This window comes from Dietzia sp. SLG310A2-38A2, from assembly GCF_014145095.1.
GTDB lineage: Bacteria > Actinomycetota > Actinomycetes > Mycobacteriales > Mycobacteriaceae > Dietzia.
In genome coordinates, this window is the sequence record NZ_JAALDX010000275.1 from 1 (window position 1) to 7134 (window position 7134).

Annotated in this window: 5 protein-coding genes and 1 pseudogene; 3 read left to right on the top strand and 3 right to left on the bottom strand. The window is 70.2% G+C overall.

Annotation, left to right across the window (positions count from 1 at the left end; translation table 11 throughout):
* Positions 1 to 141 precede the first annotated feature (141 nt).
* From G6027_RS10040 to G6027_RS10050, 3 genes are all read right to left on the bottom strand, one after another.
* On the bottom strand, positions 142 to 1212 hold the full coding sequence (locus G6027_RS10040) for an acyl-CoA dehydrogenase family protein (RefSeq protein WP_182637052.1): 1071 nt from the start codon (positions 1210 to 1212) through the stop codon (positions 142 to 144).
* A complete protein-coding gene (locus G6027_RS10045; protein ID WP_241727009.1) occupies positions 1209 to 3656 on the bottom strand; it encodes a putative PEP-binding protein in 2448 nt (815 codons plus the stop codon). The genes G6027_RS10040 and G6027_RS10045 overlap by 4 nt, the downstream gene beginning before the upstream one ends.
* A 107-nt stretch (positions 3657 to 3763) precedes the next feature.
* Complete coding sequence (locus tag G6027_RS10050; RefSeq protein WP_182637054.1) at positions 3764 to 4390, bottom strand: hypothetical protein; 627 nt, start codon at positions 4388 to 4390, stop codon at positions 3764 to 3766.
* A gap of 232 nt (positions 4391 to 4622) precedes the next feature.
* On the opposite strand from G6027_RS10050, the gene G6027_RS10055 reads away from it, so the two are divergent.
* The 3 genes and pseudogenes from G6027_RS10055 to G6027_RS10065 all read left to right on the top strand — a co-directional run.
* Positions 4623 to 6122, top strand: coding sequence for an aldehyde dehydrogenase family protein (locus G6027_RS10055; protein WP_346995684.1), 1500 nt, complete (start codon positions 4623 to 4625; stop codon positions 6120 to 6122).
* Between the two features lie 51 nt (positions 6123 to 6173).
* Positions 6174 to 6662, top strand: a complete 489-nt coding sequence (locus tag G6027_RS10060) for a nuclear transport factor 2 family protein (RefSeq protein WP_182637055.1) — start codon at positions 6174 to 6176, stop codon at positions 6660 to 6662.
* Positions 6659 to 7134: pseudogene (locus G6027_RS10065) on the top strand (sugar phosphate isomerase/epimerase); the annotation flags it as partial. The gene G6027_RS10060 and the pseudogene G6027_RS10065, both read left to right, overlap by 4 nt.

Below are 7134 nucleotides of genomic sequence, written 5' to 3' on the forward strand. Positions count from 1 at the left end.
TCCGAGCGGGTGCTGGGTCTACCTCCGGAACCACGGCCCGGCAAAGACACACCGTTCTCCGAGCGCGACCGGCGCTGAGGGGTCACCGGCGGACGGTGCGTCGGCCCCGCCGGCGGAGGTGTCGCCGCCGTTCGGGGGGCGCTACCACTGCAGAGCGGTGGCCAGGCGCTCGCGGTGGAAGTCGCTGCCGCCGAACAGCTGCGCGTCCGCCCGTGCGCGCCGGTAATACAGGTGGCAGTCGTGCTCCCACGTGAACCCTATGCCGCCGTGCAGCTGCAGCGCCTCGGCACTGACCGTGCGGTAGGCGTCGCTGCACCAGGCGCGCGCCAGGGCCGCGGCCTCGTCGAGATGGCCCGACTCGACGGCCCTGGAGACTGCTGACCTGGAGGACTCGACCAGGACGAGCTGGTCGGCCAGGGAGTGCTTGACCGCCTGGAACCCACCGACCGCCCGTCCGAACTGGCGTCGTTCCTTGACGTAGGCAACGGTGTTGTCCAGACTCGCCTGCGCCCCGCCCAGCTGTTCGGCCGCGAGGACCACGATGGCGACGTCGAGAGCGTGACAGACGGCCGCGTCCACGGAGTCGGGTGATCCGAGTCTTCTGGCGGGTACCTCGGAAAGTGTCACCGAGGCGTGCGCCCGGGACAGGTCGAGGGTCCGCAACGGCGTGGTGGAGACACCGGGATGCCGGGCGTCGCACGCGACGAGCTCGACACCGTCCGGGGTCCGGGCTGCGACCACGAACCAGTGCGCGCCCGCCGCACCGAGCACGGGGGTGGCCTCACCCCACAGTGCACCGTCCGCGCCACCGGGTCCGAGCGTGACCGTCGGACCGCTCGGCGACCACCACCCCCGAGGATCGAGCCCGAGGAACGCTGCAGGTGCCCCCTCGACGATCTCGCCGAGTACGTCGTCCGCCCCTTGGGTGCGACTGAGGATCTGCGCGGCCAACACGGTGGACAGATAGGGCACGGGCAACACGGCCGCACCCACTTCCTCGGCCACCACCGTCATCTCGGCCAGACCACCGAGTCCACCGTGGTCGGCGGAGACGCCGAGGGCGCCGATCCCGATCTGCTCGGCCAGCACCGACCAGGCACGCTGATCCCAGCCCGGGCCGTCGGGTTCCAGCCCACGACACACCGCTGTACCGCCGAGCGAGTCGACGGCGTCACGCACCGCTCGACGGAGATCGTCGAGTTCGGTCGTCACGCGGCCCCCTCTGCGTCCCCGGTCAGCACGGCGCGTGCGGCCGCGAGTCGAGCGACCGGCATGCGGCGCGGGGAGCACGACACGTAGTGCAGTCCCGCGGAGTTCAGGAAGTCGATGGAATCGGGGTCTCCCCCGTGCTCGCCACACAGCCCGAGCTTGATGTCCGGTCGAGCGCTGCGGGCGTGCAGGACCGCGCGCGACACGAGGGCGCCGACCCCGTCACGGTCGAGCACCGCGAACGGGCTGTCCGACAACAGTCCATGCGCGAGATAGTGGGTCAGCATGCTCTTCTCGACGTCGTCGCGCGAGAACCCGTAGGTCAGCTGCGTGAGGTCGTTGGTCCCGAACGAGAGGAAGTCCGCGTGCTCGGCGAGCCGGCCCGCCATCAGCGCGGCCCGGGGGGTCTCCACCATGCTGCCCACCGTGTACGGCACCGAGACCCCGGTCGACTCGGCCACCACCGCAGCTGCGCCGTGAACCTGTGCGATCGCCTCGGCCAGCTCCTCCGGGAGGGACACGAGCGGGACCATCACCTCCAGGCGGGGCCGCACCCCCTCCGCGCTGACCGCGACCCACGCGCGGAAGAGCGCCTCGGCCTGGGCCGGGTACAGGCGCTTCTGCACCATCGCGTAGCGCACGCCACGCAGTCCGAGCATGGGGTTGGACTCGTGGGTGTCGGCCGCACGTCGTGCCTGCGCCTCGTCGCGGTAGTGCCCGTCGGCGGGGAGGAACTCGTGGAGGGGAGCGTCCAACAGGCGCACCGTGATGGGTCGATCCGCGACCTCCCGGAGCAGTTCGGTGAAGTCGGCCTCCTGCGCTGCGGTGAGCGCCGCTATGGCCCCGATCTCCTCCTGCTCGGTCTCGGCCAGCACCAACCGCTGGACCAGCGGGAGCTGCTCGCCCAGGAACTGGTGCTCCGTGCGGCACAGCCCGATCCCCTCCGCGCCCAGACGGAACGCCGTGGCCGCGTCCGCGGCGTTGTCGGCGTTGGCGCGCACACCGAGGCGCCGGATGTCGTCCGCCCACCCGAGGAGGGTGTCCAGCTCGGCCGAGGGTTCAGGTGGCCGGATGGCGACCTCGCCCAGATAGACGTGACCGGTCCGCCCGTTCACGGACACCACATCGCCTTCGGATATGACGATGTCACCATTGGTGACGGTCCGAGCTTCCCGGTCGATCCGGAGTTCGGTGGCCCCACACACGGCGGGGCGTCCCGCCCCACGCGCCACCACCGCGGCGTGGGAGGCGAGGCCCCCCTTCGAGGTGATGACCGCGGTGGCGGCCATTAACGCCGGAACGTCGGCCGGGCTGGTCTCGGCGGCGACCAGGATCACCGGCGTCCCCTCGTCCGCCCAGCGCAGCGCCGTGTCCGCGGACAGGGCGATCCGTCCGGTGGCCGCTCCGGGTGACGCGGGGAGGCCGTGCGCGACGAGTTGTTCCCCCCCGTCGAGCTTGATCTGGGGGTGGAGCAGGTCCTGCATCAGGTTGGGGTCGAGCATCGCGACCGCGTCCCGCCGCCCGATCGCGTGGTCGGCGACTAGGTCCACCGCCAGTGTTGTGACCGCACGCGGGCCCGGATGCTCGACGGCGCCGGCGCTGAGCAGCGCGAGCTGACGGTCGCGAACCTCGAACTCCACCTCCGCGACGCCCCGCAGATGCGGTTCGAGGGTGGCGAAGATCTGGTCGAGGATCGCGGTTCCACCCGGCATCGCCTCAAGTGGCTCACCGGGGCCCGGATCAGGATCCGCGCGCCGCACCCCGAGGTGGAAGACACCGTGGGGGGCGTACCGCCCGGTCTCCAGGCTCCGGCTGACCGCGTGGCCATACCCCGACTCGTCCCAGGAACCGAGCCGCAATGCGCGCAGATGGAGCGCTATGCCCAGATCGTCGGGGAGAGACAACGACCTGCGGGCACGCTGTCCGCGTGGCGAGGCCCAGCGCGCGAGCATCGCCTGGGCAGCGAGTCCGAGCTGTTCGGCGGGGTCGCTCGGATACGGTGCGCCGGTCGATTCCTCGACGAGATCAAGCAGCGCCTGCACGCGAGACCGCACGTCGGGCGACTCGTCGATCGCGTCGTCGAGGTCGTCGGCGTCGATCCCGAGGGCGTTCTCCGCGGTGAACCTCAGTGTATGGGCCCACGAGTCGAAGACGTCCCGATCCCGGCCGATGACCTCGACGAGGGCGTCGACGTTGCGTGGTGACAACCCGATCACCGAGAGGGCCGGCGGGAGCGCGGACACCGGTACCGGTGCGCTGCAGCGCAGGTGCATGAGCATCGGACGTCGTTCGGTGCGGACGTCGGGCCAGATTCCGCGCACCGCGAGCTTCTCCAGCAGGTCGATGGCCACTCCGGCGGTCTCCCTGTGGGCGAGCTCCTCCCCGGCTCCGACCGGAATCGTCAGACCCGGCACCACGGGCAGCCCGAGTCCGACGAGGTTGTCCATCTCGACTCCGTGAACGCCGAGCTCCGCGGCCGTCAGGCCACGCGCGCGTCCCTGGCCGTGCGGAACGGCGATTCGTGTGAGCGTGTGGACCGCGCTGTCGGAGAGGGTCATCCCGCGGCGCCGGCGACGAGCTCCGCCTCGAGCGCCTCGTCCTCGGCTCGGGAGACTCCCAGCATCATCAGCACGTGCTGGTGCAGCCACATCCACACCGTGTGATAGCCGTCGGTGAGCGGGGAAGTCAGAGAGGCGGTGTCCCCGTCGTCGAAACGGTCGAGCGCGACCCGGAGGCGATCGCGGTGGTCCAGCATCTCCGGGGCCGTCTTTCCCGCACGTCGCAGCAGTTTGCTGACGTCGGTGTGGATGTCGTCGAGCTGATCCCGCAGCCGCGCATCGTACTGCGGGTCGGAGTGGTCGTTGACCGAGCCGTCGGGACGGCACTGCCATGCCGTGCAGAGTTCGCGGAGACGGCGGTTGACGGGAAGGAAGGCGTGGAGGAACTCGGTGACGACGGTCTCGGCCTCGCCCCCCTCCTCCAGTCGCACGAGCCGGCCGGCCTCGGCGATGCCGTTCGAGGTCGGCATCACCATCGGCCCCTTGGCCAGCGCGAGATCGGTGTCGATGACCTCCTGCAGGGCGGGACTGACCGGTCCACGGTGCATGCCCCTCATGACCAGGACGACCAGCTCGTCCGCTGCGGTCACTGGCTCGGAGATATTAGTCGCGAGGTCATTCATGATGCTCCTGGGTGCGGGATTCGGGTCCCTGTCGGGACGAGGGGCATGACGGCGGTTACGCAGGCGTCCCGAGATCGACACGTGACCATCCGCTCACCTTCATCGCTTTGTGACGATGGTCATAATTTACCCCAGCAGGAGTCGATGTCAAGAAACTTCGTCCAAATATGTACAGAGATGGGACAGGGCACTACATACTTGACTCTCAGTTCGGTATGGTTGCGTCCAGAATGTGACACGTAACACCACACGCTACGACGCCACCGGGCGGCGGGCCGCACGGACGGGAGGACTGGGCGTGGAAGAACGTACGAGGCTCTACATCGGGGGCAGGTGGGTCCCGCCGGCCGAGGAGGGCCACATCGAGGTGCTGGAGGCTGCGACGGGCGCGGTCATGGGGCGGGTCCCGGCCGGGACGACCGCGGACTGCGACGGCGCCGTCGAAGCCGCCGCCCGGGCCTTCCCCGAGTGGTCTCAGGTCCCCGTGGCCGAGCGCGTCGCGACGCTGCGCCGCTTCGCCGACCAGCTCGACGCCCGATCGACAGAGCTGGCGACACTCATGGCGCGCGAAGTGGGGACTCCGATCGAACGATCGAGATCCGTGCAGGTCGGGCTCGGCGTCGCGGTGTTCCGGACAATGGCCGACTCCCTCGAGGCGCTCCCGGTGGAGGAGCGCCGGGGGAACTCGCGCATTCTCCGGGTCCCGGTGGGAGTGGTGGGCGCCATCACTCCGTGGAACTACCCGCTGTACCAGCTGGCCGCGAAGGTGGCCCCGGCCATCGCCGCCGGGTGCACGTCCGTCGTGAAGCCCAGCAGCGTGGCGCCCCTGGCCGCCTTCGTCGTCGCCGACATCGCGGAGCAGATCGGGCTGCCGGCCGGGGTCCTCAACATCGTCTCCGGGTCCGGACGCGTGGTCGGACAACGCCTGGCGGCCCATCCGGACGTGGACATGATCAGCCTGACCGGGTCGACGGGCGCGGGCGCGACGGTAGCGCAGACCGCTGCATCCAGCATCAAGAAAGTTGCTCTGGAGCTCGGTGGGAAGTCGGCGTTCATCGTGGCGCCCGGGGCGGATATGGAGGCCGCTCTCACGGCAGCGGTACGGGGGTGCTTCGTCAACAACGGACAGACGTGTGCTGCCACCACACGCCTTCTGGTTCCGCAGGAGACCCTCGGTGAGGTCGAGTCCTGGCTCGCGCGACGCGTCGGCGGGATGTCGATAGGCGACCCACTCGACCCGGCGATCGAGATCGGGCCGATGGCCTCGGCCGACCAACAGCGCACGGTCCACCGCTATCTCGACACGGTGCCCGCCTCCGCGCGGGTGGTGGCCGGTGGGTCCGGCGCGGTCGACGGCCTCGACGCCAGGCTGTCCGGTGGCTTCTTCGTGCGCCCGACGGTGATCAGCGGGGTGGACAACACCGCTGCCATCGCCCGGGAGGAGGTCTTCGGCCCGGTTCTCACCGTGCTGGGGTACTCGGGGATCGACGACGCGGTGAGCATCGCCAACGATTCCGATTTCGGTCTCTCCGGCGCGGTCTTCGCGTCCGACGACGACGCCGCGGTCGCAATCGCCCGTCGGCTCCGAACCGGACAGGTCGCGATCAACGGGGGACGGTTCAATCCGTTCGCCCCGTTCGGCGGCATGAAGAAGTCCGGGATCGGCCGCGAGCTCGGACCCGACGGCCTGGAGGAGTACTTCGAGAAGATCTCGTTGCAGATGCCCGCCTGACTCGCCCCGCCCCGGCACACCCCGGCACCTCCCACCGAAAGAGACCGACCGATGACCTCCGACGTCGACTCGATAGTCCGCCTCATGGCGCGCTTCGCACAGGGCATCGATCTGCGCGACTGGTCCCTGTACCGATCGGTGTTCACCGAGCAGATCGACATCGACTACACCAGCTATCGGCCGGGCAGCGAGGGTAGGTTTCGCGCCGACGACTGGGTGGATCGCGGGCGCATGCTCTTCCCCGGGCTGAGCGCCTCCCAGCACTTCCTGTCGAACTTCGACATCGCGGTCGACTCCGCGGAGGGCACCGGCCGGGTGGTCGCGTACGTGCGCGCCGAGCACGTCCTGCCCAACCCGGCGGGTGACGCGGTGTTCACCATCGGGGGCTTCTACTCCGACGACGTGGTGCGGGTCGACGACGGCTGGCGCATCTGCGCGAAGCGCCTGACCGTGCTGTGGAACACCGGCAATCCCCAGGTGCTCACCCTGGCGCGGGAGAGGGCCGCGGAACTCGCACGGCGCCCGGGGGACGACGGATGACCGGGAGGATCGTCTCGCTCGCGTCACTGTCCGCCATCGAGGTGCCACCACCCCGACTGGTCGAGTACGCAGCCGCGGGGGGGTTCGATGCCGTCGGCGTCCGCGTGGCCGCCGGGCACGGGGACCGGGGCCACGTGCTCACCGAGGGCTCACCGATGCTCGCCGACACCCTCAGGGCGCTCGACGACTACGGGCTGTCGGTGCTCGACGTCGAGGTGATCAAACTGCACCCCGGGTCATCTGCGGCGGACTGGGACCCGGTGTTGGCGGCCGGAGTAGCGCTCGGTGCTCGGTTCGTGCTCGCCACCGTCCTCGACCAAGACGACGGCCGGGCGGGGGACAATCTCGCCGCGCTGACGGCCGCGGCGGCGGCGAACGGCATGCGGTGTTGCCTCGAGCCCATGGTCTTCAGCGCCGTCCGCGACCTCGAGGCGGGACGCGCCCTGACCGCCCGCTCCGGTGCCCGCGGGTC